Source organism: Novosphingobium subterraneum, from assembly GCF_000807925.1.
GTDB classification, from domain to species: Bacteria; Pseudomonadota; Alphaproteobacteria; order Sphingomonadales; family Sphingomonadaceae; genus Novosphingobium; species Novosphingobium subterraneum.
In genome coordinates, this window is the sequence record NZ_JRVC01000001.1 from 205,218 (window position 1) to 220,617 (window position 15,400).

18 protein-coding genes are annotated in these 15,400 nt (G+C 60.8%); 1 reads left to right on the top strand and 17 read right to left on the bottom strand.

The genetic code is table 11. The features are described from left to right. Positions 1-15: 15 nt before the first annotated feature. The 16 genes from hypE to NJ75_RS01065 all read right to left on the bottom strand — a co-directional run bounded on the left by hypE (position 16) and on the right by NJ75_RS01065 (position 13,273). Positions 16-1,065: a hydrogenase expression/formation protein HypE gene (hypE, locus tag NJ75_RS00990; RefSeq protein ID WP_007015758.1), complete on the bottom strand. Its 1,050-nt coding sequence runs from the start codon at positions 1,063-1,065 to the stop codon at positions 16-18. After that, positions 1,062-2,195: a hydrogenase formation protein HypD gene (gene hypD / locus NJ75_RS00995; RefSeq protein ID WP_007015757.1), complete on the bottom strand. Its 1,134-nt coding sequence runs from the start codon at positions 2,193-2,195 to the stop codon at positions 1,062-1,064. The genes hypE and hypD overlap by 4 nt, the downstream gene beginning before the upstream one ends. Beyond that, the gene (locus tag NJ75_RS01000) at positions 2,192-2,875 is read right to left on the bottom strand and encodes a D-sedoheptulose-7-phosphate isomerase (protein WP_039330976.1); all 684 of its coding nucleotides are present in this window, start codon (positions 2,873-2,875) and stop codon (positions 2,192-2,194) included. Before NJ75_RS01000 ends, hypD begins: the two co-directional genes overlap by 4 nt. After that, positions 2,872-3,168, bottom strand: a complete 297-nt coding sequence (locus NJ75_RS01005; protein WP_011536535.1) for a HypC/HybG/HupF family hydrogenase formation chaperone — start codon at positions 3,166-3,168, stop codon at positions 2,872-2,874. Before NJ75_RS01005 ends, NJ75_RS01000 begins: the two co-directional genes overlap by 4 nt. Continuing rightward, a complete protein-coding gene (hypF, locus tag NJ75_RS01010) occupies positions 3,159-5,540 on the bottom strand; it encodes a carbamoyltransferase HypF (RefSeq protein WP_007015754.1) in 2,382 nt (793 codons plus the stop codon). The genes NJ75_RS01005 and hypF overlap by 10 nt, the downstream gene beginning before the upstream one ends. Continuing rightward, complete coding sequence (locus NJ75_RS01015) at positions 5,522-6,700, bottom strand: NHL repeat-containing protein (RefSeq protein WP_007015753.1); 1,179 nt, start codon at positions 6,698-6,700, stop codon at positions 5,522-5,524. The genes hypF and NJ75_RS01015 overlap by 19 nt, the downstream gene beginning before the upstream one ends. Then, the gene (locus tag NJ75_RS01020) at positions 6,697-7,563 is read right to left on the bottom strand and encodes a NifU family protein (protein ID WP_007015752.1); all 867 of its coding nucleotides are present in this window, start codon (positions 7,561-7,563) and stop codon (positions 6,697-6,699) included. The genes NJ75_RS01015 and NJ75_RS01020 overlap by 4 nt, the downstream gene beginning before the upstream one ends. Positions 7,564-7,567: 4 nt before the next feature. Beyond that, positions 7,568-7,789 (bottom strand): hypothetical protein, encoded by a 222-nt coding sequence (locus NJ75_RS24690; protein WP_007015751.1) that lies wholly within the window; start codon positions 7,787-7,789, stop codon positions 7,568-7,570. Between the two features lie 11 nt (positions 7,790-7,800). Further along, on the bottom strand, positions 7,801-8,007 hold the full coding sequence (locus NJ75_RS01030; RefSeq protein WP_196490157.1) for a hypothetical protein: 207 nt from the start codon (positions 8,005-8,007) through the stop codon (positions 7,801-7,803). Between the two features lie 12 nt (positions 8,008-8,019). Beyond that, on the bottom strand, positions 8,020-9,018 hold the full coding sequence (locus tag NJ75_RS01035) for a tetratricopeptide repeat protein (protein WP_007015749.1): 999 nt from the start codon (positions 9,016-9,018) through the stop codon (positions 8,020-8,022). Between the two features lie 96 nt (positions 9,019-9,114). Further along, positions 9,115-9,426, bottom strand: coding sequence for a hypothetical protein (locus tag NJ75_RS01040; RefSeq protein WP_007015748.1), 312 nt, complete (start codon positions 9,424-9,426; stop codon positions 9,115-9,117). A gap of 3 nt (positions 9,427-9,429) precedes the next feature. Continuing rightward, the gene (locus tag NJ75_RS01045; protein WP_007015747.1) at positions 9,430-9,915 is read right to left on the bottom strand and encodes a hydrogenase maturation protease; all 486 of its coding nucleotides are present in this window, start codon (positions 9,913-9,915) and stop codon (positions 9,430-9,432) included. Then, on the bottom strand, positions 9,903-10,220 hold the full coding sequence (locus NJ75_RS01050) for a hypothetical protein (protein WP_039330882.1): 318 nt from the start codon (positions 10,218-10,220) through the stop codon (positions 9,903-9,905). Before NJ75_RS01050 ends, NJ75_RS01045 begins: the two co-directional genes overlap by 13 nt. An 11-nt stretch (positions 10,221-10,231) precedes the next feature. Then, positions 10,232-10,612: a hypothetical protein gene (locus NJ75_RS01055; RefSeq protein WP_007015745.1), complete on the bottom strand. Its 381-nt coding sequence runs from the start codon at positions 10,610-10,612 to the stop codon at positions 10,232-10,234. An 89-nt stretch (positions 10,613-10,701) separates the two neighbouring features. After that, positions 10,702-12,297, bottom strand: a complete 1,596-nt coding sequence (locus NJ75_RS01060; protein ID WP_039330883.1) for a nickel-dependent hydrogenase large subunit — start codon at positions 12,295-12,297, stop codon at positions 10,702-10,704. A gap of 61 nt (positions 12,298-12,358) precedes the next feature. Next, positions 12,359-13,273, bottom strand: a complete 915-nt coding sequence (locus NJ75_RS01065) for an NADH-quinone oxidoreductase subunit B family protein (RefSeq protein WP_007015743.1) — start codon at positions 13,271-13,273, stop codon at positions 12,359-12,361. Here NJ75_RS01065 and NJ75_RS24965 point away from each other — a divergent pair. After that, positions 13,199-13,498 (top strand): hypothetical protein, encoded by a 300-nt coding sequence (locus NJ75_RS24965; RefSeq protein ID WP_236727037.1) that lies wholly within the window; start codon positions 13,199-13,201, stop codon positions 13,496-13,498. The two genes, NJ75_RS01065 and NJ75_RS24965, sit on opposite strands and share 75 nt — an antisense overlap. 320 nt (positions 13,499-13,818) lie before the next feature. Here the strand turns inward: NJ75_RS24965 and NJ75_RS01070 are convergent, their stop codons facing one another. Beyond that, positions 13,819-15,267 carry a sigma-54 dependent transcriptional regulator gene (locus NJ75_RS01070; RefSeq protein WP_039330884.1) on the bottom strand — a complete coding sequence of 483 codons (1,449 nt, stop codon included), beginning with the start codon at positions 15,265-15,267 and terminating at the stop codon, positions 13,819-13,821. Positions 15,268-15,400 lie beyond the last annotated feature (133 nt).

A 15,400-nucleotide genomic window follows, 5' to 3' on the forward strand; every position in this document is an offset into this window, starting at 1 on the left:
GGCAGGTCTTCTCCCTCAGCAGATACGCGGCAGTTGCTCGCCGACCAGCATGTCGACGATCCGGCTTCCGCCGAACAGGCTATGCATGACCACGCGCGGGCTGCGCATCTCTGCCGCGCGCCCGATAATGGCTGCATCGCGCCCTGCCTCGGTTGAGCGCATGGCTGCCAGCGCAGCTTCCGCCTGCTCCTCTGGAACGAACAGCACCAGCGCCCCTTCATTGGCGAGATAGAGTGGATCAAGCCCGAGCAGTTCGCACACGCCCTTGACCTCGGCCCTCATTGGCAATCTGGCCTCGTCGATCTCGATCCCGATGGCCGAGGCTTGCGATATTTCGTTGAGTGCGCTGGCCAGGCCTCCTCTGGTGGCATCCCGCGCACAGCGCACACCCGGTGCGGCTTCGATCACCGCTTCCATCAGGTGATTGAGCGGGCGGCAATCCGAACGAATATCCGCCTCGAAAACCATGTCTCCGCGCGCGGCCAGAATGGCGGCGCCATGATCACCCAGTACGCCGTTGACCAGCGCGACATCGCCCGCGCGAACTTTCTCCGCGGCAAGTTCGCGTCCCGCAGGGATGACTCCCACTCCGGAAGTGGTGACGAACAGCGTATCGGCGGCACCGCGCTCAACCACCTTGGTATCGCCGGTCACGATCCGCACACCGGCCTGGTCGGCCGCCCTACGCATGGCCGCTGCCACGCGGCGTAGCAAGGCGACTTCGGTGCCTTCCTCAATGATAAAGGCCGCCGACAGCCACAGCGGTTGCGCGCCGCCGACGGTAAGGTCGTTAACTGTGCCGCAAACCGCAATCTTGCCGATATCGCCACCGGGGAACTCGAGCGGCTGCACTACGAAACTGTCCGTGGTGAAGGCCAGCCGGGCACCCTCCACGGCCAACATTTCGTGGCTCAACCGCGCCTGGTCTTCCAACCCGTCGGGTTCGAAAACCGAGGTAAACACATCCTCGATCAGATCCCGCATGGCCTTGCCGCCACCGCCATGCGCCAGCGTGACCCGCTCCGCTCGCAGCCGTCCGTTGCCAGTGGGAGTTACAGCGTTCATTGCGCTGGCTCCGGCACCGCATCGATCCCGCCATACTGATAATAGGCGGCACATGCTCCTTCAGACGAAACCATCAGGGCACCCATCGGTGTTTCCGGTGTGCACGACCGACCGAACAGCTTGCACTGCCATGGCTTGATCGCGCCTTTCAGCACTTCGCCGCACTGGCAAGCCTTGGGATCCGGAATGCTAGGCGATGCAACGGCAAATTTTCGCTCAGCATCCCAGGCCGCATAGGCCTCGCGAATCTGGACGCCAGAATGGTCGATCGAGCCCAGCCCGCGCCATTCGAAGAATTCCCGCAGTTCGAATACTTCCGTAACCGCAGCCAGCGAAGCTTCATTGCCATAGCGTGGCACAATCCGGGCATACTGGTTTTCGATCTCCGCCCGGCCTTCGGCCATTTGCCGAAGCACCATCCAAACCGAATGCAATACGTCGAGCGGTTCGAAGCCGGCGACCACCAGCGGACGGTGATAGTCGCGTGCGATGAAGTCATAGGGATCAGTGCCGATGACCATCGAGACATGGCCCGGCCCGAGAAAGCCATCGATCCCCATATCGGGTGAATCGAGGATCGCCTTGATCGTGGGGATGATGGTGATGTGGTTGCAGAACAGCGAGAAATTGCCGATCCCTTCTGCCTGGGCCTGCAGGATTGTCAGGGCTGTGGAGGGCATCGTCGTCTCGAAGCCGAGGCCGAAGAAAACCACTTCGCGGTCCGGGTTCGCACGGGCCAGCGCGAGGGCATCGAGTGGTGAATAGACCATCCGCACATCGGCCCCTTCGGCCTTTGCGCCTAGCAGGCTGAGCCGCGATCCCGGCACGCGCATGGCATCGCCAAACGTAGTGAAGATCACCTCCGGCTTCATAGCCAGTTCCACGCAATCATCGACCCGGCCCATCGGCAACACGCAAACCGGACAGCCCGGCCCATGGGCAAACTCGATTTCCGGCGGAAGCATCTTCTCGATGCCGTATCGGAAGATCGAATGCGTGTGGCCGCCGCACACTTCCATGATGACGACTGGGCGATCGCGCCCGGCCATGATCTGTGCAGTCAGGGCCTCGATTTCCTTGAGCAGGACACCGGCGCGAACCGGATCGCGGAATTCGTCGACATACTTCATGCGCCTGCCTCCAGCGGTGCGGCCCGGTCATTGGCTAGCAGCGTGTGGGTCAGGTCCCAGAGGATGTGATAGGCCGCGAGGTGGCATTCCTGCACCCGGTGGATCGAGCCTGTTGGGACCACCAGCAGATGATCCAGTCCGGCGCGGGCCATCTCGCCCCCGTCACCACCCGCCAGGCCGATCGTGGCAATGCCCATCTCCCGTGCCTTGGCAAAAGCCCGGATGAGGTTTGCGGAATTGCCGCTGGTCGAAAAGCCGATCAGGCAATCACCGTGCCGCCCGTGGGCAATCAGCGGACGCACGAACACATGGTCCTGTCCGACATCATTACCGACTGCCGTCAGCATCGCGACATCGGCCGCGAGGTTGATCGCACCCAGCGCCGGCCTTCCGGCGGTCACTGGATGGAGAAACTCCACCGCGACATGCGCGGCATCACAGCTCGATCCGCCATTGCCCATGGCCAGCAGGCGCCCGCCCTGGCGATAGCTTGCGGCCAGCGTGGTCGCGGCGGCGACCAGCTCGTCTGCCTGTTCTGCAAAAAACTTGCCGAACACCTCAGTGTGGTCCCGAGCCTTGCTCTCAACCGAATGGCGCAGGCTTTGCGCCGAGGCACGGAGCTGTTCGCCACGTCTGCGCATATGCGGATAAAGCGCATTCAAGGCAGGGCCAGTGGTCACCACTGCGCGTCTCCCAACGCGCGATCGCCGTCGCGCATGGCTGCAAGTTCCTGCTGCGCCTCTCCCAGCTCGGTCAGGATGCGCAGTGTTTCGGCCGCCTGATCCTCGTCAATCTTGCTCATGGCAAATCCGACATGGATCAGCACCCATGTGCCGATCAGGTCTTCGACACTGCCTTCGCCAATAACGCAGGCGAGGTTGACCGGGCGCCGCACGCCCGAGACATTGGCCACGCCCAGCTTGCGCCCGGCATCGGTGATCTCCACGATCTGTCCCGGAATACCTAAGCACATACTTCTCTCCCATTTTCGGTTTCCGCGGTCGCTTCGTGCAAATGGGCCATGGCCACAGCGGCCTGCCCCAAAGCCAGACCGCCATCATTGGCGGGCACTCTCGAGTGGCTGAGGACGTTGAGCCCCAGTTGTTCCAATCCTTCATGGACCAGGCGGAACAGCGTGGCGTTCTGGAAACAGCCGCCAGACAGGGCCACAGTATCAGGGCCATCGTCTGCGGTCAGGCGCTGCGCCATGGCCACAACAGACCGTGCGAGGCCGCGATGGAACCGCGCGGACATCACCCCAACAGGCGTATTCAGCAGCAGGTCACCCAGCATCGCCCGCCACACGGCGAGCGGTTCAACATAGGGAAGCCCACGCCCGCCCAGCAACGGAATGGAAAAAGGATAGGCCAGATCGTCCGGCTCATTCAGCGCCGCCGGATCGATTGCTGCTTCCAGCAACATGGCTGCCTGCCCTTCATATTCCTGCCGATCCCAGGCGAGACCGCAGATCGCCGCAGCGGCATCGAACAACCGCCCGCATGAGGAAGAAAGTGGGCTATTGGTGCCGCTGGCGATCATCGCATCGATCGTGGATCGCGGCATGGCGGAAAGGCGGGCAAACAATGGCAGGTCAGCGAAATTCATCGCGAATTCGGCCCAGCCCATCTGCGCCATCAAATGGGCATAGGCATTGCGCCAGGGTTCGCGGATCGCCGCAGTCCCACCCGGTAGTGCGACCGGCTTGAGCATCCCGGCACGACGGTATCCGCGATAATCGCAGATCAGGAACTCACCGCCCCAGATCGTGCCGTCATCACCCAGACCCAGACCGTCAAGCGCGATTCCCAGTACAGGGGCGGCATCGAGCGAGCGGCCGTTTTCTGCCAGACAGGCGGCGATATGGGCGTGGTGATGCTGTACCGCGATCACCGGTCGTCCATCCGCGATTTCGCGCCCATGCTTGGTCGAAAGATATTCAGGATGCGCGTCCACCGCGATTGCCGCTGGCTGATGGTCGTAGAGCTGGGTATAAAGATCGAGGTTGCGGCGCACATCATCTTCGGTGGCCGCATCTTCCAGATCGCCCATGTGCTGGCTCAGCACAGCTTCGCCATCGCGCACCAGACAGAAGCTGTTCTTGAGCTCCGCGCCCATGGCCAGTATTGAAATGTCACGCGGAAAGCCGGTGGGCAGGTCGATAGCTCTGGGGGCATAGCCGCGTGCGCGGCGCAGCAGCCGGACCCGGCCCAGATCGACCCGCGCAACGCTGTCGTCGATCCGGTTGGCAATGTGCCGGTCGTGCATCAGCGCGAATTCGGCAATGCCTTCCAGTTCGGCGCGGGCCTGCTCGTTAGTCGTGCATTGCGGGCGGCCTGAGAGATTGCCTGAAGTCATCACCACCGGGCGCTTCATCCGCCGCAACAGCAGGTGATGTAGCGGGGTGTGCGGCAGCATGAAGCCGATACGGTCCAGCCCCGGCGCAACCGCTTCGGGCAGCGGTTCCCCCGATGCGCGCAGCAACACGATCGGCGCTTCAGGCGATGCCAGCAGTTCGGCTTCCTGTTCCGAGAATTCGGCATAACGGCAGATAACGTCCAGATCGCGCGCCATCAGGGCAAAGGCCTTGCCCCTGCGCCGTTTGCGCATACGCAGATCGGCCACCACCTCCGCGCGGGTGGCATCACAGGCGAGATGAAAGCCGCCAAGCCCCTTGATGGCGACGATATGCCCGTTCATCAGCATGCCGCCTGCGGCATCCACGTCGTCCATCATCGAAAAGGCTTCGTGATTAACAGTACCGGGGCCAAGGCGCTCGATCCATGCGCGTGGTCCGCAAACATGGCACGCGATAGGTTGGGCATGGAAGCGCCGGTCTGTCGGATCGGAATATTGCTCTCCGCATTCCGGGCACATCGCGAAACCCCTCATGGTCGTGCGGGCACGATCATAGGGGCCGGTCTCGATAATCGAGAAACGCGGCCCGCATTCGGTACAATTGGTAAAGGGGTAGCGATAGCGACGCTCGAAAGGGTCGCGCACTTCTTCAAGGCAGGCGGAGCAGATTGCCGCATCGGGCGTTACAGCCCCGCGCATGCCATCACCTTCCGATGCACCGATAACGAAGCTCTCGGGCCGCACAGCATCAATTGCCACGCGTTCTATCGCATCAATCCGCGCCAATGCAGGCAGAGCCGCGCGCAGTTCGCTTTCAAAGCGCGACACCGCTTCGCCCCAAAGGCGAATTTCAACCCCGCTGCTGGTGTTGCGCACATCACCGGTTAGCTCAAGCTCGCGTGCAACCCGCCATACAGTGGGCCGGAAGCCTACGCCCTGCACCTGGCCGCGTACCAGAAGGCGTTCGCCGGTCACCGCGCCAGATTCCACAAAAGGACGCGATTGTTGCCGCTATCGGCAACCGCCACCAGATCACCCAGCGCTGACAGGCCATAGGGCCAGCACAGGCTGTCTCGTTCGGGCATGCCCCAGCGATTGTCGCCTTTGCTGGCGAAGTCCGGCTGACCACAAAGCCGGTTCGCCGCAATGCCGGTGGCGCTGTCTGCCCAGCCGAGCAGACGCGAGTTCGCGGTATCGGCCACAATCAGCTGGCCACCGGCTTCAACCGTCGCATAGGGCATGTTCACACTGGCCGCGCTGGGATAGTAGGAGGACATATTGTGATCGCAATGCGCGGCGTCCCGCTGTCCCAGGATTGCGTCGCAAGGCGCGCCATTGTGCTCTGGAAATCCGCGCCACAGCATTACACGATTGTTGCCGCTATCTGCCAGCGCGAGATGGCCATTCCACCAGCAGGCTCCATGCGGCCACCGCATCGACATCGCCGTGACTTCGCCGCCCGCGTTCTCGTCGCGCGTAGAGAAGTCGTGCTGGCCCAGCACCAGATCGGCTGGCTGGCCGGTTTCTGAAGGATCGCTCCAAACCAGCAGGCGGCGGTTGCCGCTGTCGCATACGACCAGTCTGCCGGCCACTTCGGCCACGCCATAGGGCCAGTGCAGGCTGGCCGAGGTTGGACGGTCAGCGCCGCGATTGGCCAGAACGGATTCACTATCCTCCTGACCCAGCACCAGATCGGCTGGCTGGCCATTGCCTGTTGGCACTTCGCGCCAGATCAGCACGCGGTGGTTCCAGGCATCAGCCACGGCTAATCCGCCGCGCCATGAGCACAGGCCAGTTGGCACATTGAGCGTAGCAGGACCGGGAGGCCCCTTGGCGTTGCGGCCTTCGCGTGAGAAACTCGGCTGGCCGATCAGAATGTCGGCAGGCTCATTGTCCGATTGTGGAATTTTTCGCCATCCCAGCAGCCGATGATGCCCGGTATCCGCGACCCACAATGTTCCATCAGGATGCAGGCAGACACCGCGCGGCCCGAACAGGCTTGCAGCGGCGGGAGACAGCGGCGTTGCAATGTCGCCGGGCGACCACCCGAGCACAACGCGCGGCCCGCCTTCTTCCAGCAGCGGTGCCCCCGCGATTTGCGTCCCTTCGGCTTTGACCGGACGGAAGGAGGGCGCGAGCGATACTTTCATCGCGTCAGCCTCAGTTCGATGGCGTCCCCTCGGACGCGTACGGCATGAGGTTGCAATTGCACTTCCGGTGCCGTCAGGCATTCACCGCTTTCGAGCGCATAACGGAAACCATGGTGCGGACAGGTGATGAAGCCATCGGTAATTTCCGCCTGGTCCATCGGCATGCCAAGATGCGCACAGGCGTTCTCGAAACAGGTAACCTTGTCCCCGAAGCGCGAAAGAAGCAGCGAACGCCCTTCCAGCTCCAGGACAGAAGTCGTCCCGTCGGGCAATTCAGTCAGTTGCAGCGCGTGGAGCCAGCCTTCATGCTCATGCGCGGCGAAGGGAGAGGTGAAATGCACCGTGTCACCGCCGCCGCCACCCAGCCCCTTGGCCTGTTTGACTTCGCGGATTTCGGGCACTTGCTCAGTGATCGCTTTCTTTACCCCGGCATAGAAAGTCAGCGCCGAAGCGGGACATCCATCACAGGCCCCCAGAAAACGGACCACTGCCTTGTCGCCAGATACTTCGACCAGTTCGGCATCGCCGCCATGGCCGGCCAGCGTCGGGCGCACCGTGGCAAGCGCGGCATCGACCCGCTCGAACAGGCTGGCCTTGAGGATGCCATGGCGGCGGAGCACGCAATAGACCACCTCGTCCGCCGCCGCCTGACGCAAAGCCTCGGCTGCGCCGGGCAGCTCACGCAGCGACCGGATCAGGCGACGGAAGGCTTCGGCATTGAGCGCGTCAAGCGCCGCTGCCCGTGCCTGCGCACCATTGCGTGCACCTTCTTCCCAGTTCTCTGCCAGCGCTTCCAGCGCGGTCAGATCCCCCAGCAGGCGGGAAAGCGTTGGCTCGGGCCGCTGGGGATCCGCCTCTGACATCGGATCAGGCGTACTTGATGTTCCGGTAGAGGTAAGGCTGAAGCAAGCCGCCCACCAGGCCCCCGGCAATCGCCGCTCCCCATAGTGGTGCAACCATGCCAACCAATACAGTTGCAACGGTAGCTGCGGCAGCCCCGGTCACAAGTAGACGGATGGCGAGGGCCGTATCCTGGAACAGCTTGCCCTGAAAAAACAACTTGGTTGAACTGAAAACCATATCAAACATGGTAGTCTCCCTCAGGCCGATTGCATGAAAAACAGCACGGCGAGTCCCATGACTACACCGGGAACTCCGGCGAGCAGGCCGTATAGCCCGCCCAGTTGGGCTGCCAGTTGCTTGCCCAGCGCAGCCCCGCCAATCTTCAGGCCCGAGAGCGCGCCGCCGACAAGAGCCCCTGCTATTCCGGCCACTAGGGCCAGCAGTAAAATTACGAGCAAATTCACCTCCATTGTTCTCTAAAATCCGCCGTTGGCGCGCGAGGGTTCGCCGCGCACTGCCATTTCAAGTTCGATGATCGTTTGCGCCGCGCTCTCGGCCCGGTCCTGCGCTCCGGAAGCGGCAAATATTTCGCGCGCTTCGCGCAGCAGCTTGATCGCCTGCGCGATGTTGCGTGGATTGCCTGCTTCTCCGTCTTCCGGATCGTCAGGGAGGTTGCAAAGGCAATTGGCCTTGTTCGCTATGGTGTTGGCATATTCAAGCGGAGTGTTGTCCCGCTGGCGCACCTTCAACGCCTCGTCATAGGCCTCCAGCGCACGGAAACCGTTCTCGACCCGGTGGCTCGATGATGCATATTGCAGCGCATTGCCCAGATTGTTCTGCAGCATTGCATATTCCATCGGCTGATCGATCAGATTGACCGCCGAAAGTCCTTCTTCAAATGATTGCACCGCCAGCGCTTCGCTGATCTTGCCGCTTTCGCTCGTAATCGGAACGGAGAGGAAGGCGGTCGCCAGATTGTTGTTCAGAATGGCATATTCGCGTGGATGACGCAGCTTGTTGAACGTCCGCAGCGATCGCTGATAGGCGGATATTGCATCTGTAATTCGTGCCATGCCTGCGCCTGCAAGAGTCTGCAGGGCGAGGCCAAGGTTCATTTCCGCTTCAGCCACCTCTTCGCCGCTGCCTCCCTCCGCCAGGACCGGTGTTGCCTGTTTCAGCAAGTCACGAGCCTGTTCGATCGGTGCGGCAATTTCGGAAGGAATTGCCATGAGCGCCGTGGCCATTCGCGCACGAATCCGGGCAGTCAGCAGTGCATCCTGGTCTCCGCACTGATGGATTGCCTGTTCATAGAGTTCGATGGCTGCCAGCAGGTCGTCGGCTTCCTTCGGCCGCTGTTGCAGACCCATGGCAATTTCCATGAGCATTTCGGCTTTCTCGATAACCGAAGCGTCACTTTCCTCCACCACCTTCAAGGCGGCCGCCAGCTGATCCTCTGTGCGACTGAGCGCAACCATCCCGACTCTCCCCGGCCTCCCCTTGATCGGATTCGGGCCTGCAGCCCTTAAAACGAGCGCCGGGTAAATTGTCTACCAGTTTTTCGTTATGTAAACTTAGTTATCAGTTACGGGGAGGTCCGCAAGAAGCGCCGCATCTCCGCTTGACCACCTTACGGGGACGTCCTGCGCCTCGAAGTCGGCCAGGCCGTGCGCCTCGAACACATCGAAAGCGCCAACTACCCGATCACCCTGAGCATTGCGTTGTTTCAACAGCGCTCCTCCGGCCGCCGCGTGAAACACCGGCAAAATCCGCAAGGTCGCGCCATCGATCAGCACCGCAACTGCATCGATGCCCGAGAAATAGGTAGCGACCAGGCCTGCGGGAAACCGGATCGTCCCGCGCGCGACCGAGATGGTCTGCTCCATGACTTAAGCCTCGGGGGCGATGACGAGCCGCGCCGCGATCTTGGCCGCCACCTTCTCGACCGCTGCAACTACCGGCCCGGAAAGCTCGGTGGCATAGTCCAGCGTCTGCGCTTCGATCAGATAGACTTGCACATCAGAAGGGAAGTCATCGCCAAAGATCTTGCGTCCCACAAACAGGGCGTTGTCCCAACGGAACGCGTGAAGACCCACGCCATGGACCGGTTCTGCCGCCAGCACATCGCCGGGAACCTCGTAGATAGCCCCCGGCTTGCCTTCGGGCTCCCTTGCATCGATCACGATAAGCTGCTGCGCCCCGCGCGCACGGTACATCACTGCCATCCCATCAGTGCCGGCATCCAGCAGCGCTACATCAGACGGCAAATCTTCAGCAGCAAGCCGGGCGATGACGGCCGGACCAGCCCCGTCATCACCGCGATTGATATTGCCGCAGCCAATGATCGCAGTGGCAGGTGCGTCTAAATTCGCCACAGGCGGCACGACCACTCGGGTTCAACCGGCAGCATAAGTTCAGGCAGATCACAGAAACGGCGCTTGATAAGGTAATACATGCAGGTTTCGCAGGGCTGTTCCAGTTCATCAGCCGTGATGGTGTGATCTGTAAACCCGGCAATCACAAGTTTGGAAGCAAGGTCCTTGCCTTCCGATTGCAGGCGGGACACGATCGCGTTGACCTGCGCGGAGTCTTCGGCTCTGGGGAAGACTTCGGTTTCAAGGCCGCCAGCCAGAAGACCCGCGATCTCCCGCCGTAGGGTTTCGTCTGCATCAGTGGCCATGCGCAACTCCTTCAAATGCGCCAGAGGCGACACCACCATTCGGGCTCGGCGGGCAAGCTTAGCTCCGGCAGGTCACACCAGCGCCTGTGGACCAGATAATACATGCATTCCTGACAGCGCATCTCGTCTGCCCCGTACGGGCGAAGCAACCAGCCGGAAATGTCGAGCTTGGCCCTTAGATCATCCGGGTCGAGCGCCCTTAACTCGTCAAGAATGCCTGAAAACTCGCGGTCGGTTTCGGGAAATGGCTCAACCTGCGTTTCCAGCCCTTCGTTGAGATAATCCTCGATCATGCGCAGAAGTGTCGCATGATCGGCCTCTGAAGGCACCACGCCATACCGGGACAGGAGCCATTCGCGCTGGCGCTGCAATTCGGTGTTGTCGCCAGTCATTCCGGCGCATTCTCCCAACGGGTTGTTATTCTATTCGCAGCCTCGGGTGGGAGACACCTCACAGCGTCCTCCCACCCGGCGGCCCGATATCAAGCTGTGCGGAAGCGCGCCAGTTCCTCGCCCGTTTTCGCATCGTGTGCGTGGACCGTACAAACCAGGCAGCTGTCGTAGGAACGGCAGACATGTCCGACTTCAACCGGATCGGCAGTATTTGTAATCGGGGTGCCGATGAGTGCCTCCTCGATCGGTCCCAACTCGCCATTGCTCGCACGCGGGCCGACATTCCATGTGGTCGGAGCGATGATCTGGTAATTGTGGATCTTGCCATCGCGCACGTCGATCCAGTGGCACAAGGCGCCACGCGCAGCCTCGGTCGCGCCCCATCCCTGGCCATCGCGCTCAGTAGGCTTGATGTACCATTCATCGTTGAGACGGAACTCGCGCAGGATGCGTTCGGCTTCGCGGTATAGCTTGCACAGCTCATGCAGGCGGGCGAAGTGGCGCAGGTAGGTCGAAGCGCCGCCAAGCTTGCGATACATGTCGAGCACCAGTCCATCACTGTGTTGCCAGGCCTCGCCATGATCGCCACCAGCGATCAGCTGCCGCGCGAGCGGGCCGGCCTCAAGACGACCATGTTCGGCGTGGCGAACGGCAGTCGACCAGCTGTATTTGCCATCAGTATCGATGTCGTTTTTCGCGATTGGCATCGTCGTCCGGTCGAATGGGTGGATATCGTCCCCTTCGTTGTACCACGCGCGCTGCATGTCCTCGCGGACATTGCCCTGATCCATCAGCTTGAACGCGCCGCTGGCACCGTCGAACGTCCCCGATTTCATGATCACGGCGCTGTTGCGGCCTTCAATCGTGGGGTTGTTGTAACGGTCTTCATGCGGGAGATAGCCCCACGAGATGAACTTGCCGTGGCCAGTGCCATATTTCTCCAGTCCGATGTCGAGCGACATGCGGATAAACATGCCGAGATCGGAATTCGCGTGTTCCGGCCGCTCATCAAGCCACGCCATCAGTTGATCGTACGTGGTGATTTCCTCATAGCGCTCCATCGAGCAACCAAGGAACAACGGTTCGATCCAGTTGCGGCGGAAGTGCTCCAGGATCGACCAGGCGCGGGTCACGTCGGTCAGGGTCGGGGCGCACATCACGCCGCCAGGAACCATGAAGGAAGAATGCGGCCACTGCCCGCCAAGCAGGGCATAGATTTCTACCGGGCGGCCCGAAATGGTCACACCCGCTTCATAGGAGGTCCCTGTGAAGGGCGCATAGCGCTTCACCGCTTCTTCGTAGAACTTGGACTTCGCATAGTTCTGGTTGGTGTAGTCGATCATGAACAGACCATAGTGATGTCGCGGGATTGACTGGAGTGTTTCGACGATTTGCCCGAGATTGCGGGCAAGGATCGCGTTACGCGGAACGGTGGTACCCCAGGCGGAATCGAGTGCCCAGGCAGCACAGGACAGGTGCGAGGCACCGCAGATGCCGCAAGCACGAGGCGTAACGACAAGCCCGGCCTGTGGATCCTTGTTCTTGAGGATGACTTCGAAGCCGCGGAACATTTCCGCTTGCGTCCATGCATTGGTGACGATCCCGTTCTCGATGTCGACGCGGACATCAAGGTCGCCCTCCACCCGGCCAACGGGCGAAATGTCGAGGGTTTGTGTAGCTGCCATTGTAATTCTCCCGAAATTCTGTGTGCGGCGCGCTTCGCTGCGCGCCATGAACCCTCATGAATCAGACGACGAAGATATCCTCTTCGGCCCACGCCGGAGCCGCACCCTTGGCGGCAGCTGTGAGCTTGACGTAGCCGGTACGATCAACCCCTAGCGGCAGATCCTTCGGCACGCCCATCACAGTCTGGGTCTTGAAGACAGTTCCTGGGGCGAGATCGAAGAAGGGGAATTCCGGTTCCGTACAGCCAAGGCAGGGCATGCCAGCACGGGTCTTGGACGAAACGCGGTTCCACAGAATGCGGTTGCAGGGGCTGTGAGTCATCGGGCCGCGGCACCCCAGATCGTAATAGAGGCAGCCCTTGCGCTGACCGAAGGCCGTGGTCGAGACCTTGTAGGCGAAGTGCATGTTGCGGGTGCAGCCCGTCTGCGTGAAGCTGGAGAAGAAGGTCTTTGGCCGATGGAATTCGTCCAGCGTCAGGTCGCCCGCGCGGCCCGTGGCAACGGCGACAAGGATCTGCGTTACCCAGTCAGGGTGAGCGGGGCAGCCGGGAATATTGATGACCGGAAGGCCAGCCTGAGACGTGAAGCCTTCGCCCAGCGCTCCACCCTTGGCCCGCTTGAGGAACTGCAAGCCTTCGCTTTCAGACGGGTTCGGCGCCGTTGCCGGGATGCCGCCCCAGGTGGCGCAATCGCCGATTGCCACAACAAATTGCGCCTTGGCAGAAAGATCTGCCACCCAGTCTTTCATCGGGCGGCCACAGAAGCGATTCCATTCGCCGGTACCGTTGGGCGCATTGATGACGCTGCCTTCGAACACGAAAATGTCGAGCGGGATTTCGCCGGAAAGGCACTTTTCCATCATGACTTTGACATTCTCACCCAGCTCGAGGCCAAGCGAGGGATGCCAAAGGACATTGATGCCAAAATCCGTCACCAGATCGCATGCGCTGGGCTCCTCGGCATTAAGGAAGGACATGGTGTTGCCAGAGCACGCACCGCCTTGAAGCCACAACAGATTCGCCATTTCTCAGTCTCCCAACTTCCCGGCGGAGTGCCCGACCGGCCAAATGCCCCTGCGGGCTATGGGAGGACATTAAGCATGATTCGTGCCAGAAAAATAATAAAGCATTTTCAGTATTTTATGATGAAGCTCATATTTTCGGCGAAGAAAATGCAAAGAAACTTTGCACGCACTCCTTGAAACATTCTTTGCAGTCGGAGCCGCAGGAGGTGCGTATGCCAACCGTTCAGGCTAGCCGTGCCGGTTGCCGCAGACCGGGCATTCAACTTCGCCGAACGCCGAATACCAGATGCCTTTGCAGCGCCCGCACCAATGGCCATGCGCACCAGAAAGTCCTGCACCCGCTGTTCGCGTCAGTTTTGTCGAGCCGAGGTCTTGTGGCGCCTCTTGCCCCGGATAGGGCATGCGGGAAAAACGCAAGCGAACAACATTGTCCCGGTCTGCCATTTCACTGCCACTCCCGTTCCTGCTCCTGCTCCTGCTCCTGCATGAGACCAACGTCAGCCATCATGCAGACCGTAGCGCTTGATCTTGTTGGCCAGGCCCACGCGGGATAGCCCCAGCGCGTCGGCAGTCTTGCTCTGGTTCCAGCGAAAACGGGTGAGTGCACCTACCACGACCCGTTGCTCCAGACGCTCGACCATCTCCTTGAGTGTGCCGCCTTCCATTTCCGCCTGCTGGCCGACATCCGGGGCAACAACGAGATTATCAAACACGGCCGAAAGGTTACGCTCTGTAATGTAACCACCATTTTCAGCCAGCGCCACCGCGCGCCTGATCTCGCTTTCCAGTTCCCGGACATTGCCTGGATATTGATGAGCCTGCAGCCTGTCGAGCGCACTCTGCGTAATGCCAATTACCCTGCGGCCGACTACTCCGGCATATTTCTCGATGAAGAAATCTGTAAGAACAGGAATATCCTCCCGCCTGTCTCGCAGCGCCGGGATGCTCAGCGAAAAGCCTTTGAGACGATAATACAGGTCACGCCGAAATTCGCCTTTTTCGACCATTTCCAGAAGCGGCCGGTTCGACGCCGCAATGATCCGGACATTGGCATGCAACAACTTGTCCGACCCTAGCGGTTTAACCTCGCCATTCTGAAGGAAGCGCAGCAGGCTGACCTGGAAACTCGGCGAAACATCTGAAATTTCGTCAAGGAACACCGTTCCGCCATCTGCGGCACGGAACAGCCCAAGCCGGTCTGCGGTGGCTCCGGTGTAAGCCCCCCGCACATGTCCGAACAATTCGGAATGGAGCGTGGAATCCAGCATACCGCCGCAATTCTGTACATGGATCGGAGAATCGACACGTGTAGAGTTGAAATGGATCGCTCGCGCCAGCAGTTCCTTGCCCGTCCCGGTGTCGCCCTCGATGAGGACTGGCAGATCGGTAACCGCCGCCTTGCGCGCTTCAACGATCAAATCAGCCATCTTGGCGCTGGCATAAACGAGCTTCTCGAATTGCGAGTAACCGCCCTTGACTGACATATCCACGCGTTCCTCGAAGATCTGGTCATCGACCGAAATCTTCAGTTCACGCGAAAGAAGGCGATGGCGTCGCGAAAGTTCGTTCATTTCCAGGCTGCGCTTTACCATGAGCGCAATCTGATGAGGTGTTAGCGGCTTGAACAGATAGAGATAGGCGGCAGAGCGACGGACTGCCTCGCTGTCAGCTTCGTCGCGATTCTGCGAAGAGACCGCAATTCGACAAACCCCCGGATGTGACACGCGCGCGCGTGTCAGTATGTTGTCCTGGGCATCGTCCACCGTGTCGAGATCGCAAAGCAAGAGGTGTACTTCGATGTCGTTGAGCCGCTCCTGCGCGGCCTTGCCGTCCTCAGCTATGACCAGCCGGTAATCTGCTCGCTCCTTCAGCCCAGCTCGCGCCGCGCTGATCAGCGCATCGTCGCGCGAAACAACAAGGATCGTCAATTCCCCGGCCAAATGCACCTCCCAACATGCAGCGGACCGCAACTGCTACTGCCAGTCGCGACCGATGTGCAAGGAAAGTTTGCATTTCGCCTGCTAACTTAACAATGAAATGTGCTTGGAGGCTGGTAACAGGCGCTGTCGCTTGCGCAAT